The organism is Actinoplanes sp. NPDC051411, assembly GCF_040682075.1.
Classification (GTDB): Bacteria; Actinomycetota; Actinomycetes; order Mycobacteriales; family Micromonosporaceae; genus Actinoplanes.
This window is the reverse complement of record NZ_JBFBAD010000185.1, coordinates 1-17,403: the sequence shown is the minus strand read 5'-3', so window position 1 is coordinate 17,403 and position 17,403 is coordinate 1. Positions and strand designations below refer to the sequence as shown.

Here is a 17,403-nt window from a genome sequence, read left to right as displayed (position 1 = left end):
GTCCAGGGCCGGAGCGGTCCAGGGCCGGAGCGGTCCAGGGCCGGAGCGGTCCAGGGCCGGAGCGGTCCAGGGCCGGAGCGGTCCAGGGCCGGAGCGGTCCAGGGCCGGAGCGGTCCAGGGCCGGAGCGGTCCAGGGCCGGAGCGGTCCAGGGCCGGAGCGGTCCAGGGCCGGAGCGGTCCAGGGCCGGAGCGGTCCAGGGCCGGAGCGGTCCAGGGCCGGAGCCCCTAGATGTCGAGCTGCTCGATGGTGGGCTGGTCGAGGACGGCCGCGATCAGGTCGGCGAGCTCGGCCGGGATGCGGGCGCGCAGTTCGTCGGCCGTCTCGACCACGTCGAGCGACGCGTCACCCTGGGTGCTGCCCCAGGTCTGGTTGGGTCCCAGGTAGGCCTGGAGCACCCCCCGCCATCCCCCGCCCTTGGCGTTCTCGCCCGACCACACGTAGTCGGGGGACCGCTCGACGTGGATGGCGAACTTTCCCTTCAGCGTGCGGTAGACCCGGTAGACCTCGACGGTCTTGCTGGTCGAGCGCCCCCACTCCCCCAGCAGCACGCCGGAGAACCGCACCTTGCGCCCCGGCCCCACCCCGACCTTGACCGTGATCTCGTCGTAGCCCTCCCGGCGCCCCTCCTCGACCTCGACGTAGCGCTTCAGCGCGATCGTGATGGTGGCCGAGAGGTTGCCGCCGCTGAGTTCCTGCGCCCGGGTGTACAGGGGCAGGTCGTCGTCGGACACGTAGATCGTCTTGTTCGGCATACATACACTATACGCATAACGCGCGTCGGCCGATTCGGCCCCGCGGCGACCGGGCAGAGCCGACCATGGGGGCATGGGTCGGGTGCTGCGTGCCGAGGGGCTCGTGCCGGCCACCGGGCTGGCGGTCTTCCTCCTGGTCTTCGGGCTGTTCGGCGGGGCCCAGGACCCCGCGCCCCCGGCCCGGTGGGTCGGCGCCGGCCTGCTGCTGGCGCCCGCTCTCATGGCGTACGCCCATCGCTGGGCCGCCGCCTGGGCCGGTATCTTCTGCGCGCTCGCCTGGACCTCGTTGAGCGGGCCCTATGTGGCGGTCGCGGTGGTATGGGCGTACGCCGCAGTCGGCGTGATCATCGCCCAGCGCGACCGGCCGCACCCGGGTGAGCCGGTCCCGCGTCGCCGCCCACCGCAACCGTTGCTGGTGCCGAGGGTCGCCCGGGCGACCGAGGCGACCGGCGCCGCCCTGGTCGCACTGGCCGCGCTGGGCCTCGGCTACGTCTGGTCGGACGTGCGCGCCGCACCCCTGCTGACCCTGGTGATCGGGGGCGCCGGCCTGGGTTGTGCCCTGCTGGCGAGGGCCGCGCACCGGCAGCACGCGCTGCGCGACCTGTTCGCGCTTCCCCAGCCGGCGCACAGCGTGCGGGTCGTCGAACAGGTCGGCTACCTGCATGTGCTGCTGCCGTCGCCGGACGGGCAGACCGCGCTCGAGTTCGGCTTCGACGTGGCCGAACCGGACGAGCCGGAGGACGACGACCCGCACACCGTGGAGGCCGTGCTGTTCGGCGAGCCGCGCACGGACGCGTGGTGCGCGGTCGAGGTCGGCGGCCGGCTGCACGTGCCGGTCGGACCGGTCGGCGAGGTGATCACGGTGCCCTACGACGTGGTCGACGGGCTGCCGCGGGAGATCGAGGACGACGAGGAGCAGCTGGTCGATCCGATGGCGCTCCGGGCGTCGGACGCGGACGGGGACGCGTACCGGACGCGCGAGCACCGGATCGCGCCGCAGCGGGCGTGGGTGGCCACCGTGACGGTCGGGTTGGGGGCGGCGCTCGCGGCGGGCGAGCTCGGCCGCCATTTCCTGCCCGGTCTGTCGGCCGTGCTGATCGCCGTCGCCGGAGCCGCGGGCTACGAGTTCGGCTGGCGTAACCAGCTCCGGCCCCGGCTGCGGTGGCACGCGGGCGGGATCGCGGCGGTCGGGTTCCGCGGCGTCGACCGGCAGCCGTGGGCGACCGACAGCGCAGTGCTGCACGACGACGGCGGCTCGGTGCTGCTGAGCGCCGGCGAATCGGTGCTGACCGTTCCGGCGCCGGCGCCGTGGCCGGCGAAGTCGGCGCAGCGGACGGCCGACGAGCTCGTGGCGGCGCTCCGGGTGGCCCGCACGCGGTCGTTCGAGATCAGCCCGCTCGCCCCGCCGCCGGAGATCGCGGTGCCCCGGCGGCCGTTCGCCCTTTACGCGGCCTGGCTGCTGACGGTGGTGGTGACCATGCTGATCGTCGGCTCGTGAACCGAACGGCGCGTAGCGTACGAACGTGGATCTGAACACCGTCGCCGAGGTGGTCAGCCCGGCGTCCGTGGACCAGTGGCGCCCGGGCGACGCCTGGCTGGGCGGCGGCACGGCCCTGTTCGCCTCACCGTCGCCGGAGATCCGCCGGCTCCTCGACCTGACGACGGCCGGCTGGGAGCCGCTGACCTGGCGGCCCGACGGGCTGGAGATCGCCGCGACCTGTACCGTCGCCACGCTGGTCGCTCAGGAGCACGAGCTGATCGAGAAGTGCTGCCACGCGTTCCTGGCCTCGTTCAAGATCTGGAACGTGGCGACCGTCGGCGGGAACCTGTGCGCCTCGCTTCCCGCCGGGCCGATGATCGCGCTCGGCGCGGCCCTCGACGGGGTCTGCCGGCTGCTCGGGCCTTCCGGTTCGAGAGAGGTGCCGGTACGCGATTTCGTTACCGGCGAGGGCTGCAACGTATTGCGGGACGGCGAGTTGTTGCGATCCCTGTTCCTCCCTCACGCTTTCCTCAACACCCCGTCTGCCTTCCGGCAGGGATCACTGCACCCGTACGGGCGGTCGGCCGCCCTGCTCATCGGGCGCCGTGACGCCGACGGGGCGTTCGTGCTGACCGTGACCGCGTCGACCACGCGGCCCTACGTGCTGCGGTTCGCCTCGCCGCCGGAGCCGGAGATGCTGCAGGTGGCACTGGCCGAACGCATCCCCGAGACGGCCTACGTGCGCGACGTGCACGGCCTGCCGGCGTGGCGCCGGCACCTGACCCGGATGTACGCCGAACAGATCCGGGCGGAGCTCTCATGACCGTCGAGATCAACGGCGTCCGGCACGACCGGGAGCCGCGGCCCGGCCAGTGCCTGCGGACGTTCCTGCGCGACGAGGGCTGCTTCGGGGTCAAGAAGGGGTGCGACACCGGGGACTGCGGGGCCTGCACGGTGCACGTGGACGGGGTACCGGTGCACTCGTGCGTCTACCCGGCGTTCCGGGCCCGGGGTCGCCGGGTCACCACCATCGAGGGGCTGGCCGGGGACTCGTTGCACCCGGTGCAGCAGGCGTTCCTCGACGCGCAGGGGTTCCAGTGCGGCTTCTGCACGGCCGGGCTGATCATGACGACCGCGGCGCTCGACTCCTCGCAGCGGGCTTCGGCGGCGCGGACCTTCAAGGGCAACCTCTGCCGGTGCACGGGCTACCGCGCGATCGAGGACGCGCTCGGCGGCGTCCGCAACGTCTCCGACCGGTCGCCCGGGGCCCCGGCCGGGCCGCAGGTGGTCACCGGCACCGCGCGCTACACCTTCGACCTCGACGTCCCCGGGCTGCTGCACATGAAGGTGCTGCGGTCGCCCCACGCGCACGCCCGGATCCTGGCCGTCGACGCCTCGGCCGCGCTGGCCGTACCCGGCGTCGAGGCGGTCCTCACCCACGCCGACGCCCCGGCCGGCTACTTCTCGACCGCCCAGCACGAGCACCCGAGCGAGGACCCGGCCGACACCCGGGTGCTCGACGACGTGGTCCGCTTCGCCGGGCAGCGGGTCGCCGCGGTGGTCGCCACCTCGGAGGCCGCGGCCGAGGAGGGCTGCCGCCTCCTGCGGGTCTCCTTCGAGGTGCTGCCGGCCGTGCTGACCGCCGACGAGGCGATGGCCCGGGGCGCGCCCCTGGTGCACGGCGACAAGGGCCCGGCGCACGGCATCGCCCGCTCCGGGGCCAACGTCGCCGGCGAGCTGCACGCGTCGCTCGGCGACGTCGAGGCCGGGTTCGCCGAGGCGGACGCGGTCTACGAGGAGACCTTCCGGACCCCGCGCGTGCAACACGCCAGCCTGGAGACCCACGGCGCCGTGGGCTGGCTCGACGCGGACGGCCGCCTGGTCATCCGCTCCAGCACCCAGACCCCGTTCCTCACCCGGCGGTCCCTGGCGACGCTGTTCGGGCTGCCGGCCGACCGCGTGCGGGTGCTCGCCGGACGGGTCGGCGGCGGCTTCGGCGGCAAGCAGGAGATGCTGGTCGAGGACCTGGTCGCGCTGGCCGTGCTGCGCACCGGGCGCCCGGTCAAGCACGAATACACCCGGGCCGAGCAGTTCACCTCGGCGACCACCCGGCACCCGTTCACGGTCACCCTGAAGGCCGGTGCGCGGTCCGACGGCACCCTGACCGCGTTGCGGTTGCGAGTGGTCACCGAGACCGGGGCGTACGGCAACCACGGCCCGGCGGTGATGTACCACGGCGTCCACGAGTCGCTGGCCGTCTACCGCTGCCCCAACAAGCAGACCGACGCCTGGTCGGTCTACACCAACACGGTCCCGGCGGGCGCGTTCCGCGGGTACGGCCTCGGCCAGGTCACCTTCGCCGTCGAGTCGGTCCTGGACGAGTTGGCCCGCATGCTCGACCTCGACCCGATCCGGATGCGCGAGCGCAACATCGTCCGGCCCGGCGAGCCGCTGACCGCCCCGGGCGACCACGCCGACGACCTGACCATCGCCAGCTACGGCCTCGACCAGTGCCTGTCCCACCTGCGCGCCGCCGCGGCCGCCGAGACCCCGGCCGCCCCGGCGGGCTGGCAGGTCGGTGAGGGCCTGGCCATCGCGATGATCGCGGCGGGCCCGCCGGGCGGCCACTACGCCGACGCCACCGCCACGCTCTGCGCGGACGGCCACTTCGAGATCGGCGTCGGCACGGCCGAGTTCGGCAACGGCAGCACGACCGTGCACGCCCAGATAGCCGCCGAGGTGCTGGGGACGACCCCGGACTGCATCCTGATCCGCCAGTCCGACACCGACGTGGTCGCCCACGACACCGGCGCGTTCGGCTCGACCGGCGTCGTGGTGGCGGGCCGGGCCGTCCTGGAGGCGGCGACGGCTCTCCGGCAGGAGATCGAGGCGCGGGGCGGCTCGCTCCGCGAGGTGGCCCGGCAGGCCGGCGGCCGGCTCGTCCGCGAGGGCCACTTCGGCGGCACCCCCCGGTCGGTGGCGTTCAACGCCCAGTGGTTCCGGGTCGCGGTCGACCCGCGTACGGGCGAGCTGCGGATCCTCCGCAGCGTCCACGCCGCCGACGCCGGGGTCGTCCTGAACCCGCTGCAGTGCCGCGGCCAGGTCGAGGGCGGCGTCGCCCAGGCCCTGGGGGCGACACTGTCGGAACACGTCGACCTCGACGACTCCGGCGGCGTGACCACGACCGGCTTCCGGCAGTACCACCTGCCGACTTACGCCGACGTCCCCCACACCGAGGTCCACTTCGCCGACACCCACGACACGATCGGCCCGCTCGGCGCCAAGTCGATGAGCGAAAGTCCCTTCAACCCGGTCGCCCCGGCCCTGGCCAACGCCCTCCGCGACGCGACCGGCGTCCGCTTCACCGACCTGCCCCTCACCCGCGACCGCATCTGGCTGGGCCTGGAAGCCGCCCGCCGCTCCTGACCCGTCCGGCCGACGGACCTCATCGTCCGAACAGGTCAAAAGGCCGCGTCGTCGATGCACAGGGGGAATCAGTTGGCCGTTCGTGTGATGAACAGGCCGTGTCCTCCGTGTTGTATGAGATTGCGGACCAAGGTCCGCCCGGCCGTACCCCAGGAGGCAGCGTGACAGACGGGGCGATCATCCCATCCGTCGCCGCGGCGGTGTTTCGCGACATCACCGACGGGGCCGGAGACGTGGTCGGGTCCGCCGAAGCGATCCTCCAAACAGTCGCCGGCAGCGGCGCCGGGCCGTACCAGCAGCTCACGACCCTGGTGGAACTCGCCGATCAGCTGATGGATCAGAGTCCCCGGTTGGGACACCACAACCTGCGGTACCGCCCACTGTGTCTCGACCTGTTGCTGTACGAAAAGGCCCTGACGGGGGCGGCGGCGGCTTTCGCGGATCGACCGCCCTCGGAGTACGCCCCGATGGTCCGCCGGCTGATCCGCAGCCATCAGCGGGTGCTGCGCAGCCTGGTCTCGGTGCTGGCCGGACGGGGATTCGAGCCGAGCGGCGGCCTGGTGCTGACCACGGCGGACGACCTTTGCCGACGCACCGAGATCGAGACTCGCGCGGCCGACGCGGTCGACGCGAACGGCCTTGTCGCTGTCAGCGCGCGGATCAGTGCCGGCGGTCTGGCCTATCGCTGTTACGAGCGCGGTCTGCGGCCTCGGCTCGGCAACTGTGAGCGTGCGGTCGAAGTCCTCGAGGACGCCGCCCGGATGCTGCTGCGGCACCGCGGATTCGAGCCCGCTACCGGCCAGGTGGCACGCCAACTGGCGGCCGCGCAGATCTGGCCCGTTTCGCAGCCGATGAACTCGTACGGGCGCAGCGCGCTTCTGACCTTTGTCGAGCTGGCATCGACGCTGGGCCGGGCCTTGTTGCCGGTGTCCGAGCATGCCCCGGCTCGTGATCTGTTCGCGGCCGAGGCCGAGGCACTGCGCCGGCTGGACCTCGAGGATCGTCGCATCCTGGCCGAGGTCGGCCGGGCCACCGCGGAGCAGTACCTCGATCCGGCGGGGGCGCTGGCCCGGTTGGAACAGGCGATCCGCGACGCGGCCGAGTTGGAGGCGTCGTCGGGCGGCTTCCGCAGCCGGATGGACGAGGCCATGGCTCTGATGGCCGCGCTGCGACACCGTCAGGGTGCGGTGTCGTCGGCTCAGTACTGGCTGACCAGGGTGGCGCGCAACCTTGAGCAGCGACCGCCGAGCGGTCATAACAATCTCCTGCGCGGCAAGGTCAGCCGCATCGACAGGTGGCGCGAGGACCACAAGTTCCGGTCCTGGAACTTCTTGTTCCCCCATCGCGGCCGCAACTATCCGAGTCACCCGGCTCTCGGCGACATGTCGCTGACCAAACGGGACCGGCGGTTGTTCTACGGTTGCCGTGACCTGGTGTGGGCCGTCGAGGTGCAGGACGTGCCGGCCGTCGTGGACGTGCTCGCCCGGCTGGCCCGGACCAGATATCTGGACGGCGGGCGTCGTCCCGCACCGCAGCTGCGGGAAAACCTGCGGCAGGCGGTCGCCGCCGCCGACCGCTGGCATCCACGCCGGCGGATCAGATATTTGAGCCGGCCGTTGCCGGCGCAGTGGCTGACAGCCGAGACGAACCGGATCGAGGCGCTGTCGCTGGCCGAACTGGCCTGGGAGTTCGCCGAGGCCTACGCGCCCGCCGAGGGGCTCCTGGCGCTCTACGTCGCGGGGATGGTGCAGCCGGAGTCGGTGCAGACGCCGACGGCGCGACGCCGATGGCAGAAGGTGTGCACTCAGGCCAAGCGCCTGGGCGACTGGCAGTTGGAGATGGAGGGGCACCTCTGGGTGGCTCGCACCTACCTCGGCGAGGGCGCCGCACTTCAGCCGGAGCCCGCCATGGCGGCGGCCCGGGCCGCCCGCCAGGTTCTCGAGGCCGGCATCGCCTCGATGGGCAGCGTCTACGACCGGGCGGCAATGGTCGAGACGATGCGGCATTACCCGGCCCGCATCGTCAACGTCATGCGAAAGGCCGACCCGGAGAACGAGGAATCGGTCGGCGTCCTGGACCTGGCGCAGGGACTGGCCCTGGAGGCGGTACGCGAGGAACGGGCCTGGTCACCCCTGATCGCCCTCCAGCACGAGGAGCGTGAGATCGAGGAACGGCTGGCCGTCCGCGAGGGCGAAGGGGCCGCCTTGACCCAGCGGCTGCGAGCGGTCCGGGACGAGATCATCGCCGCTCATCCGGCGGAGCGCGCCGCGTCGGCCGAGACCCGTCGCCGCAGGCTCTCCGCCAGCTCCTTCGGCCGACGGCAGATCCGGGACCGGCTGACCGCGCTCGGCGGAAGCGCCGCCGCCGTGATCTATCTGGCCTCCTCCCGCGACGACATGGTCGCGGCCGGCGTTCGACTGTCCGGCGAGCAACTCGAATACCGCAGCGAACGCCTCGGCTCGGTGGCGGAGTTCAAAAGCCTTCAGAGACAGATGTGGAACGAGATCAGTGTCGACCTCACCGTCCATCCGCATCCGAACCCGAACGACACACCCCGGTTGTCCGCGGCCTACCAGAAGGTGGTCGAGCCGCTGCGTGACATCTTGGCCGACTGCGACGTCTGCTACGTCGTCGGTCAGGGTCCGCTGAGCATGTTTCCCATGCACGCGTTGCGCGGTCCGAACGGACGCTACGTCAGCGCCGACACCGCCTTCGTCTATGGGCCGAGCCTCAAAGCCATGGCGTCCGCGCACCTGCCGCCGGACGCTGACCGCGCGCTCGTGGTCGGCCACGGCGACGCGACGGACCAGGGCGAGGCGGCTCAGATCGCCGCACTGCTCGACGAAGCCGGCTGGAAGACCGAGTTGCCCGAGCAGCCGTCGGCGGCCATGGGACTTCTCCGCGACGGCCAGCGACGCAGCCTCGTGCACATCATCGCTCACGGTGAGGTGCGAGACTTCCCGGCCTCCTTCCTGTCCTCGATGTCGATCGGCGACGAGAAGATCACCGCCGGCGAGCTGGCGGACGGCGCGGCGCACGCGGATCTCGTCACGATCGCGGCCTGCCATCTGGCCCGTGGCGGCGGCTTCGGCGGCGACCTGTACGGGTTCCCGTACGCTTTCCTGGCCTCGGGCGCGGCTACCGTGATCGCGGCCGGCTCGCAGGTATATCCGCCCTACAGCGGGCGGTTCGCGGCCGCCATGTACAACGGGCTCCTGGAAGGCTGGCCCAAGATCGATGCCTTCACCCGGGCGGTCCGATCGTTCCAGCAGGATCCGCGAACCGCTCACCCCGTCTACTGGGCGCCCTATCTCTTCATCGGCGACACCGGCCGCGGTCCCGGCCGGCTCTCGCCCGGATCGCCCTCGTCGGCGTCGCCGACGAGAACGGGCAACGGCAGCAGCGGCTCGATCCAGTGATTGTCGGCCCGGAGCCGGCTGAAGTGTTTGCGTACGGTGTCGGCCGAGACCCGGCGCCCCGACGGCAGAGATCCGCTGATCGCGGAGAAGGGCTCCGGCTGACCCCAGAAGCGTTGTCGCCGCAGCGTACGGCGGGCGCCGGTGAGTCCGGTGGCGATGCGGCGGGCGACGATCGTCCGGCTGTCCTGAGCCGCCCACCCGTCGCTGCGGTACGCGTCGCGCTCGAGCCGCCGGCCCGCCGCCATCCAGCCGATCAACAATGTGACGTGGGTGTCCCGGCGCTCGGGATGGAACGGATCGCGCCACACGTCCGCGGTGAGAGCGTCTGGCAGCGTCCTCTCCGGCGCCCAGCGTCGATTGCAGTACGCGACGGCGTAAAGCCAGGATCGGGGTGCGGCCCGGAACTTCCGTACCATCCGCACCAACAGGTCACCGGCGTCGATTCCGGTCCCCACCAGAGCGGAAACCTCGTCCGCGATTGCCGACAGCTCCCGGCCGGCCCACCAGCGCAGCAGAATCAGCTGGTCGACCGCGTCGCCGGGCCCGGCCAGCTGGCCATCGCCGAACAGGTCGTCGAGGTCGATGCCGGAGTCGGCGGCCCACTGGAGGGCGGCCGGAACCTCGTTCGATCGATCCGGCGGCGCCGGCCCGCCGGGGTCATCGCCGGAGACGTCGACGCTCGCCGCGGCCCGGCGTTCGTTCCGCAGCCGCCGCTCCGTCGCCCAGAGGATCTTCTGGGCAGTGGCCCGCCACTCGGCGAAGGCCGTTGCTTCTGATACGACATAGGCCGTCTCGAGCCAGCGGTGCGGATGCTGAGCCGCCGATTCCAGCAACACGCCGAACGCTTCGCCGGCGGCGTCCTCGGCATCCGCCGCGGCCGCCCGGACCGGCCGCGCCCCGGTCGTCAGGCTACGGACCACTGTGTTCCAATGCCGTTTGTACAGGTCGTTCAGACCCACGCCGACCGCGTTACTGGCGACTGCGACATCGATCGGCGTACCGTCGAGCGCGGTGGGCGGATCGTCTTCGGAGACAGCGTCCTCGGTGGGAAGATCGCGCCCGGGCCACGGTGAAGACGCCAGGTCAGCCGGCCGAAGCTCCGCCTGACGGTCGTCCGGCACCGTCAAGGACGGGACTCCGGGACGCGGATATGGAGTTGCAGCCCCGCCATCCGGGCCCATCCGTCGGGCATCGGCAGGCGGGCGGTCCAGAGTCCGTCGATTTCGGCGTGCGCATCGAGGAGCACCTCGTCCGAGACCGGCTGTCCCTGATCAGTCAGCGAAACCCTGATCGGCGTGCCGCTACGCGGATGCGCGGCGGACACGTGGGCCACGTCTTGCACGACGTCGACCTTGAAGTCCGACAATCCCGTGAGTTCGGCGACCTCGGCCGGCGCCTCGACCCAGTTGGTCAGCGTGCCCGCCGGGTTCTCCGTCGCGGGGGCGGCACCGTCGCGCGCCACCACCGGCGCCAACCGCAGCGGAATGAACCACTCCCGCAACCGGCCGAGAACGACGTCGACCGTTTCGCGGGCCGGCCGTGGCTCGTGCCGGGCGGGCATCTCCCCCCGACTCGCGAAGCTGCGCCAGCTCGACGTCAGGGCCGCGATCTCGCCGGCCGGGACGGCAACGTCCTCGGCGATCGAGATGCCCTGGTCGTGACCCTCCCGGAGGCGTTCAAGGATGCGCCGGCCGACCAGGTCACGCAGGGTCTTCTCGAAGGCCGTGGAACGTGCGAAGAACGGGCGGTCGATCTCGAGCGAGACCAGAACCGGCGACTCTCCGAGAGAGAACCGGGCGATCGCAGCCACGTCGAAGAGTACGGGCCGATCATCAACCGCGACATCGGAGCACAGATAGGCGCGATCGCGTCGTGCGTCGTACGTGACGAAGATCTGCAAACTGGCTCCTTGAGACGATCCCCGCCTCACCATCTCCCAGAACGGCGAAGCCTGGCAAGTTGCTGTGCGCACAAGAATGGCCCGGGACGCGGTCCCGGGCCATTCTGGGCGGCGCGACGATCAGGCAGCCTGAGGAAGCGCGGCCTCGGAGTCCGGCACCGGTTCGGCCTCCTCCCGCAGCAGCACCTTGCCGCTGCCGGCGTCGACGTTGATCACCTCGACGAAGACTTCTTCACCGAGATCGACGTGCCCGTTGTTGAGGTCGATACGAAGGTCCTCGGTCATGTCCTTGGCCAGCAACATCGCCGGCCGGGCGCGACCGGGCAGGCGAAGCAGCAGGTAGCCGCCCCGTCCGTCCTGCTCCGGGACCATGCGGGTGACCGTGCCGAGGCCCCGGAATCCGACCTGCGGTTCGTCGGCCGAGCGGCGCCCACCGTGCGGTCCGTGCCCGCGGGCGTCGCCCTTGAGCACCAGCGTGACCTTGCGCCGGGTGACGTCCATCCGGGTCACGGTCGCCTCGACGTGATCACCGACCGCGGGCCACTCGCCGCTGATGGTCTCGCCCGGGACGAGGCCGTTGACCTCCTCGTCGACCCGCACGAAAGCCCCGACGCCGGCGATGACGTGGTGAACGACACCGCGGAACGTGGTGCCGACCGGGTACCGGCGTGCGAGCACCGGCCACGGGTTGGTGCGGCCCGCGAGCATCGTGTACCGCGCCTCCCCGCGCTGCGGGTCGACCACGAAAGCGCCGTCCAGCGTGTCACCGATGCTGTATCGGCGGCTCATGTCGTTGATGAACCGGGCGTACTCCACATCGCCCGCCCGCAGGAAGCCCAGCCGGCCGTCGTCGGTTCGCACGGTCACGTAGTCCCGTTCCACCGCGATGACCCGGGCGCCGGCCGGCACCGCGCTCGCGCCGCCGCCGGTGTAGGGCACCGGAGCCCGTTCCTCCGCCGGTTCCTCCCGCAGCGCCTGCAACTGGAGGGCAAGCTCCCGCTTCGCGCGCTCGATGTCGGCGAAGTGCTGGCTGTAACGAATGAACCGATTCAGCCCGCGGATGTCACTCGGGATGTCCTGCTCGTCCTGGGTCATCGCGACGACCCGCTTTCCGAGGGTCCAGATCAGGCCGTACTCGAAGGTGACGTTCGCGTTGCGAAACGAGAAGTCGATGACGATGAGTTCGGCGCGCTGAACCTCCTGCCAGATCAGTTCCATGATGCCCTGCGGCCCGTACACGGTGTCCAAGCGGACCGGCTTCATGCCGCAGCTCTCGACCGTGGGCGCGAGCGCCGTGGTGTAGAGCTGGTCGAAGTCGCAGGTCTCCCGGCCGGCGAGCACTTTCTCGCCGAACGGCATGACGAACAGGACGACACCGGGTTCGGGGGCGAGGGTTCGTTCGGGCTTAAGCATCGGAGCTCCTTTGATGACTGGCCCGGGGGTCGGACCATCCACTTCAGGCGTTCCGGCGGTCACGAGCGGACAGTCCGCAGGTCATGTGCCCGCGCCCGGTGCGGCCGGGACCAGATGGAGGGTCTAGTCGCCGCTGCGCAGCGGTGGCAGCAGGGCCGCGATCGCGGCGTGGCCGGCCGCGTTGGGGTGGTCGCCGTCGGCGGCGAGCAGGTTGCTCGGGTCCTGGGTGCCGTCGGGGCCGTGGAAGGCCGCGTCGGTCGAGATGTAGGTCGCGTGGGTGTCGGCGGCCGCCTCGCGGAGGCCGTCGTTCGCGTACTCGGTGGCTGTCACCGAGCGCTGCACCCCGGCCGGGCCGTAGGCGGCGGCCGCGACCCGGCCGTCCTGAACCACATTCCAGTAGCCGAGCACCAGGACCCTGGTGGCGCGGACGGCGTCGATCGCCCTGATCGCGGCGGTGACGTTCTGCCGCATGGTGGTGGCGGCGTCGGCGAACGAGGTGTCGGCGTCGAAGGCGGCGGCCAGGTCGTTGGCGCCGATCATCAGGACGACCTCGTCGGCGGTGGCGAGGCGGGAGCGTACGCCCGGGATCTGGGTCAGGACGTCGGCCGAGGTGTAGCCGGGGACGGCCAGGTTTTCCGAGACCGCGTGGACCGTGCGGGCGTAGGTGACCGGGAACGGGTCGCAGTCGCAGGCCGAGCCGGCCGGGACCGAATCGCCCAGGGTGACCACGACCGGCTCGGCGGCCGGGGACGGGGCGGGCGCGGCCGCCGCCGAGGGCAGCGTGCCGCAGCCGGCCAGCGCCGCGATCAGCAGCCCGGCGGCCGCGCGGCGCACGCTCTTCGGATCCATCGGGACGACCCTAACCGCGCCACCTGTGGACCAGCGGGTTACCCCGGAAGTGCGCTGGTGCGGCGTCATGGTCGCACCTGGTCAGGTATCAGTTCCCGAAGGCGATCGCCTGACTCGGCGGGGTGAAGTTCGGGTAGTCGCCGGGGCCGACCGCGGTGTTCAGCGTGTGCGCGACCGCGTTGACCACCAGGCCCTCGACCGCGGTGCCGACGTGGTCGGACGGGTTCACCGGGTCGTTGGCGATGCCGGCCGCCGCGTACGTCCGGGTGAAACCGACGAAGGTCTCGGTCATGTTGTTTTCGGTGCTGCCGGTCTTGCCGGCCACCGGCCGGCCACCCATGATTCCCAAGACCTGGGTGGCGGTGCCACCGTCGCATTTCCCGTACGCGCTCTGCTCGCCCACCGGGCACCGCGCCGCGTCGGTCGCGGCCCGGGCCACGTCGGGCGAGAGCACCTGCTTGCACGCCGTCGCCACCGGAACGGCCCGGCCCCCGGCGTCCTTGATCGACTGCACCGGCAGCGGTTTGCAGTAGGTGCCCTCGGCCGCGACGGTCGCGTAGGCCGAGGCCAGCTCGAGCGGGGTCACGTCGATCACGCCGAGGGTGAACGAGCCCCACGAGGCGGCGCCGGTCCTGGCCAGCTCGGCGTCGGCCGGTGCGCTGAACGCGATGCCCAGCTTCTTGGCCTCGGCCACCACCGAGGCCGGCCCGACCTGCTCCTCGAGGTGCACGAAGAACGTGTTGACCGAGCGGCCGAACCCGTTCCACATGCTGCGGGGCCCGTCCATCCAGGACGGGTTGTCGTTGCCCGGGCAGTACATGCCGCCGCAGTTGCCGGGGCCGCCGTCCGGCCACGGCGTGGTCAGCTTGGCCGGCGAGTCGTAGACGCTGTTCAGCGGCATGCCGGCCTCCAGGGCGGTCAGCATGGTGAACATCTTGAAGGTCGAGCCGGACGGGTAGCCGTACACGCTGCCGCCGCCGCTGACCAGCGGGTTGGTCGTCTCGGAGGTCGACTTGCCGTTGCTGAAGTGGCGGTTGACGGCCAGCGCGGCCACCTTGCCCGAGCCCGGCTCGACGACCGCGATCGGCAGGGTCTTCTTGTTTTCCAGCGAGTAGACGGCGCGGGACTGCTTGGCCGCCTCCTTCTGGATCTTCGGGTCGAGCGTGGTGACGACGGTGTAGCCGCCGCGGCGCAGCGCGTCCTCGCGCTCGTCGACCGTCTTGCCGAACTGCGGCTGCTGATCCCACCAGCGCTGCACGTAGTCGCAGAAGAAGCCCCAGCCGTCGGCCGGATTCTCGGCGTCGATGCAGCCGTTGGGCTGGGTCTTGCCCGAGTAGGTCAGCTTCTCCTTGAGCGCGGCCTGCTGCTGGGCCGGGGTGATCACGCCGGCCTTGGCCATCGCGGCCAGCACGTATTCCTGCCGGGCCCGCGCCTTCGTCTTGTCGCCACTGATCGGGTTGTCGACGTCGGGGTTCTGCACGATGCCGGCGATCAGCGCCGACTGAGCAAGATCGAGTTTGGCCGGGGTGGTGCCGAAGATCCGTCGGGCGGCGGCTTCGATCCCGTACGCGCCGCCGCCGAAATACACGATGTTGAGGTAGTTCTGCAGGATCTGCTGCTTGGTGAGGCGGTGTTCGAGTTCGATCGCGTACTCCGCCTCCTTCAGCTTGCGGGCCGGGGTGTCGGCGGTGGCGTCGATCCGCTCCTGCGGCGTGAGGTTCGGGTCTTCCTTGAGGACGTTGCGCACCACCTGCATGGTCAGCGTCGACGCGCCCTGCTCGGCCCCGCCGTTCTGGGTGTCGTTGACGAACGCGCGGGCCACCCCCCGGGCGTCGACGCCGCCGTGCTCGAAGAAGCGGGTGTCCTCGGCCGCGACGATCGCGTCCTGCATCGGCTTGGAGATCTGGCCGAGGGCGACGTCGTGCCGGTCCTCGTCGTAGAACGTCGTGATCAGCGTCTTGCCGTCGTTGGCGTAGATCCGGGTGACCTGGGCCGTCGGCGGGGCCAGCAACTGCGGGGGCAACTGGTCCTGCTGCTTCCTGGTCCAGTCCGCGCCGGCGGTGAGCACGGCCCCGACCGGCACCGCGGCCACCCCCACCAGAGTGCCGACGAGCAGCAGAACTCCGCTCAACCGGCCCAGGGCGCCGCCTCGTCTGCGCCTCGGTGTCTGGGGTGCGGGAGAAGTCATCCGGATAGTCCTTCCTCGGTCTCGGTCTCAGCCGTAGCACCGATACCTGAGATGCGCCTGGATTTCGTTACCGATCCGTAACATAGGGCCCGTTGCATACGTGTGGTGACGATCACACGATCGACGACGTGGCACTCTGTCCGGATCTGGGGCCAATATACGAGGGCGTTTCAAGCCAGCATCACGGAGCGTGACCGAGATCGCGTGAGCTGGGTTACTGACTAGTAGCCACGCCACTTGTAGTCCCCGGGCACTAGCGGCAACATTTCCCGCACGTTAAACGACGGCATCGACGGACCTCACTGCTGACGGTTGCTCGACAGGGTCGCCCGTCGATGCGAGCGGGTGGCGGCGTGGCGGCGAGCCGTCTGTCGAGAACAAGGAGGATCCGTGAAGGAATCGCGCAGCGATCCGTCTTACGGACGTACCAATTGGCGAAGATTCGCGGTTTCGATCGGCGTGCCGCTCGCCGTCGCGGCCGGGCTCGTCGTGGCTCTCGAGCAGGGCGCGATCGCGGCCAGCTTCCAGGTGTCCGGTCAGGACTTCAAACTCTCCGCCGACCACCTGCACGGCGACGGCTTCACGCAGTACACGGACCTGCTGCCGCAGACCAACGGCGCCGACGGCCACGGCCAGAAGATCACCGCGATGTCCGGCATCGGCAACGCTGAGATCACCAACCTGTGCCAGACCGTGCGGGCCCCGAGCCCGTTCGGCGGCGACGTGGTCATGCGCATCGAGGCCGGCAAGGGTCCGAACAAGGAAGACCACGTCACGGCCGACCACCTGCTGATCGGCATGTCCGACCTCAAGGGCGACACCACCTTCCACACGATTCAGATCGGTGTCGACTCGAGCACCATGAACGTCGACGGCGCCGCCGCGCACGGCCAGGTCGGCGGCTTCGGCCAGCAGGCCAACTCGGTCGACATCGACCACCTGCAGCAGACCGCGACCTACACCTCGGCGGGCACCTTCACGCTCAAGGGCATGCACCTGCACCTGTACGTTGGTGGCGACGCCGCCGGCCACGAGTGCTTCCCTGGCTGACCGGAACTGCCCTGGGGCTCGCGGAACCCTCCGCGGGCCCCTCCGCTTTGACAGCGGTAGATATTCACGCACCGAGCGCTCGATCGATGGAGGACAAGTGGCGGCAGGCGACGTCTGGCGAGGATTCGGGCGGTGGCGGCACAGGCGCCCGTTCTGGGGGTGCTTCTTCCTGTTGCTGGCCGGGGGCGAACTCTTCTACACGGCCAACGCGTCGCTGGCCGGCATCTCGCTCCACCTCGGGCCGACCGGCTTCCTCTCCTACCTGATCCCGCTGATCCTCATCATCTGCGCGCTGCTCTGCCTCATCACCCCGGCGCAGCGGATGTTCTACGGCATCGTCGGCCTGCTCGACGCGCTCTACTCGTTCATCGGCCTCAACCTCGGCGGCTTCTTCGTCGGCATGCTGCTCGGCATCATCGGCGGCGCGCTGGTGATCGCCTGGGGGCCGCCGCGGATCCGGCCGGTCAACCCCGACTTCGTCCCGATCGGCGACCAGATCGCCCTGGACCAGGAGGCGGCCGAGACCGGCGAGATCAAGATGCCTTCGACGTCGCCTGAGGACTCGCCTTCACCGCCGCGGGACGCGTCGCCTTCGGAGGCCGAAACCGAGCAGGCCGAAACCGAGCAGGTCGAGGTCGCGGGGCACGACGACCGGCCGGCGACGGCCCAGGAGCACGGACTCGTGCCCGGCTTCGAAGACGACCGGGAGGGGCCCAAAAGCGGACCCGGACGATCCCGGTTCAGCCGGAACCCCAAGGCGCTGACGGTCGCGTTGATCGTCCTGGGACTGACGGCCGCCATGCTGGCAGTCGGCAGCCGGGTGCCCGCCAGCGCCGCTGCCGACTGCCCCAAAGGGTTGCCCTCGCGCTCCGCGTCGGCGACTCCTTCGCGTACGACCGCCGCGGCCCCCCCGGGCGCGGCGGGG

At 71.1% G+C, this 17,403-nt stretch carries 12 protein-coding genes; 6 read left to right on the top strand and 6 right to left on the bottom strand.

The genetic code is table 11. From position 1 onward, the window contains the following. Positions 1 to 225 precede the first annotated feature (225 nt). Positions 226 to 753, bottom strand: coding sequence for an EXLDI protein (locus AB0M88_RS49125; RefSeq protein ID WP_364114487.1), 528 nt, complete (start codon positions 751 to 753; stop codon positions 226 to 228). A 73-nt stretch (positions 754 to 826) separates the two neighbouring features. Between AB0M88_RS49125 and AB0M88_RS49120 the strand changes: the two genes are divergently transcribed. From AB0M88_RS49120 to AB0M88_RS49105, 4 genes are all read left to right on the top strand, one after another. Then, positions 827 to 2,251 (top strand): hypothetical protein, encoded by a 1,425-nt coding sequence (locus AB0M88_RS49120; RefSeq protein WP_364114485.1) that lies wholly within the window; start codon positions 827 to 829, stop codon positions 2,249 to 2,251. A 25-nt stretch (positions 2,252 to 2,276) separates the two neighbouring features. After that, positions 2,277 to 3,056 (top strand): FAD binding domain-containing protein, encoded by a 780-nt coding sequence (locus tag AB0M88_RS49115; protein ID WP_364114483.1) that lies wholly within the window; start codon positions 2,277 to 2,279, stop codon positions 3,054 to 3,056. Then, on the top strand, positions 3,053 to 5,659 hold the full coding sequence (locus AB0M88_RS49110; protein ID WP_364114481.1) for a molybdopterin cofactor-binding domain-containing protein: 2,607 nt from the start codon (positions 3,053 to 3,055) through the stop codon (positions 5,657 to 5,659). The genes AB0M88_RS49115 and AB0M88_RS49110 overlap by 4 nt, the downstream gene beginning before the upstream one ends. A 161-nt stretch (positions 5,660 to 5,820) precedes the next feature. Beyond that, positions 5,821 to 9,078, top strand: a complete 3,258-nt coding sequence (locus tag AB0M88_RS49105; RefSeq protein ID WP_364114479.1) for a CHAT domain-containing protein — start codon at positions 5,821 to 5,823, stop codon at positions 9,076 to 9,078. Here the strand turns inward: AB0M88_RS49105 and AB0M88_RS49100 are convergent. The 5 genes from AB0M88_RS49100 to AB0M88_RS49080 form a co-directional block, all read right to left on the bottom strand. Then, positions 8,967 to 10,199, bottom strand: coding sequence for a hypothetical protein (locus tag AB0M88_RS49100; RefSeq protein WP_364114477.1), 1,233 nt, complete (start codon positions 10,197 to 10,199; stop codon positions 8,967 to 8,969). The two genes, AB0M88_RS49105 and AB0M88_RS49100, sit on opposite strands and share 112 nt — an antisense overlap. A gap of 2 nt (positions 10,200 to 10,201) precedes the next feature. Further along, a complete protein-coding gene (locus AB0M88_RS49095; protein ID WP_364114475.1) occupies positions 10,202 to 10,978 on the bottom strand; it encodes a hypothetical protein in 777 nt (258 codons plus the stop codon). 120 nt (positions 10,979 to 11,098) lie between these two features. Beyond that, a complete protein-coding gene (locus AB0M88_RS49090; RefSeq protein ID WP_364114473.1) occupies positions 11,099 to 12,391 on the bottom strand; it encodes a S1 RNA-binding domain-containing protein in 1,293 nt (430 codons plus the stop codon). Between the two features lie 123 nt (positions 12,392 to 12,514). Further along, a complete protein-coding gene (locus AB0M88_RS49085) occupies positions 12,515 to 13,240 on the bottom strand; it encodes an SGNH/GDSL hydrolase family protein (RefSeq protein WP_364114471.1) in 726 nt (241 codons plus the stop codon). 88 nt (positions 13,241 to 13,328) lie between these two features. Beyond that, positions 13,329 to 15,428: a transglycosylase domain-containing protein gene (locus tag AB0M88_RS49080; protein ID WP_364114469.1), complete on the bottom strand. Its 2,100-nt coding sequence runs from the start codon at positions 15,426 to 15,428 to the stop codon at positions 13,329 to 13,331. 459 nt (positions 15,429 to 15,887) lie between these two features. On the opposite strand from AB0M88_RS49080, the gene AB0M88_RS49075 reads away from it, so the two are divergent. After that, complete coding sequence (locus tag AB0M88_RS49075) at positions 15,888 to 16,478, top strand: DUF6230 family protein (protein ID WP_364114467.1); 591 nt, start codon at positions 15,888 to 15,890, stop codon at positions 16,476 to 16,478. A gap of 97 nt (positions 16,479 to 16,575) precedes the next feature. Next, positions 16,576 to 17,403, top strand: an 828-nt coding sequence (locus AB0M88_RS49070) for a DUF6114 domain-containing protein (RefSeq protein WP_364114465.1), incomplete at its 3' end; no start/stop codon positions are given.

What these genes read in the sequence shown, in the direction of transcription:
- AB0M88_RS49090 (WP_364114473.1), bottom strand. Translation starts at nt 12,391, where the DNA reads ATGCTTAAGCCCGAACGAACCCTCGCCCCCGAACCCGGTGTCGTCCTG.
- AB0M88_RS49120 (WP_364114485.1), top strand. Translation starts at nt 827, where the DNA reads ATGGGTCGGGTGCTGCGTGCCGAGGGGCTCGTGCCGGCCACCGGGCTG.
- AB0M88_RS49080 (WP_364114469.1), bottom strand. Translation starts at nt 15,428, where the DNA reads ATGACTTCTCCCGCACCCCAGACACCGAGGCGCAGACGAGGCGGCGCC.
- AB0M88_RS49125 (WP_364114487.1), bottom strand. Translation starts at nt 753, where the DNA reads ATGCCGAACAAGACGATCTACGTGTCCGACGACGACCTGCCCCTGTAC.
- AB0M88_RS49085 (WP_364114471.1), bottom strand. Translation starts at nt 13,240, where the DNA reads ATGGATCCGAAGAGCGTGCGCCGCGCGGCCGCCGGGCTGCTGATCGCG.
- AB0M88_RS49110 (WP_364114481.1), top strand. Translation starts at nt 3,053, where the DNA reads ATGACCGTCGAGATCAACGGCGTCCGGCACGACCGGGAGCCGCGGCCC.